At 73.6% G+C, this 793-nt stretch carries 1 protein-coding gene; it reads left to right on the top strand.

Annotated elements, in window-relative coordinates; all coding sequences use genetic code 11:
* Positions 1–793, top strand: a 793-nt coding sequence (locus P1P70_RS45300; protein WP_319248418.1) for an SWIM zinc finger family protein, incomplete at both ends; no start/stop codon positions are given.

Below are 793 nucleotides of genomic sequence, written 5' to 3'. Positions count from 1 at the left end.
GATCTGCCCGGCCCCCCGCCCCTGGGCCCTGCCTTCCCGGTGGCCGCGCTCCCGGACGGCACCATGCCCCAAGTCCCCCGCACCATGGCCGCTCCCTCCCGGGACGGTGAACTGCGGCGCACCTTCCGCCCGTTCCCGCCCCGGACCTCCGCCGGGGAGGCCTTCGCGGAGAGTTGGTGGGGCAACGCGTGGGTGACGGCTCTGGAGGAGGGCGCGCTGGACGCGGCACGGCTGGCTCGCGGCCGGGCGTACGCCGACAGGGGGAACGTCGACGCGATCACCGTGACGCCGGGGCTGGTGCTGGCGTATGTGCACGGCAGCAGGCCCCGACCGTACCGGGTACAGCTCCGTCTGCGGACCCTGGACGACGCGGAATGGGACCGCTTCCTGGACGCGGCGGCGGAACAACCGGCCCACATCGCCGCGCTGCTGGACAAGGAACTGCCCCACACCCTGGCCGGGCCGGCCCCCGGAGCCGGTGCCGGTGCCGGAGCCGGAGGCCGGGGCGTGCGCCTGCTGCCGGGCGCGGGCGAGCTCGAACCCCGGTGCAGCTGCCCCGACTACGGGCACCCCTGCAAGCACGCGGCGGCGCTCTGCTACCAGACGGCGCGACTGTTGGACGAGGACCCGTTCGTGCTGTTGCTGCTGCGGGGCCGGGGCGAGCTGGAGTTGCTCGACGCGCTGTCCCGGCGGAACGCGGCCCGCGCGGCGCGTGCCGCGCAGGAGCAGGAGCCCGCGCCCCTTCCGGGTGCTGTCTCTAAAACAAATTTGAACCTGCCGAAAAAAATTCTTT

The organism is Streptomyces sp. MB09-02B, assembly GCF_033794485.1.
Classification (GTDB): domain Bacteria; phylum Actinomycetota; class Actinomycetes; order Streptomycetales; family Streptomycetaceae; genus Streptomyces.
This window is presented reverse-complemented; position numbering and strand designations above follow the sequence as displayed.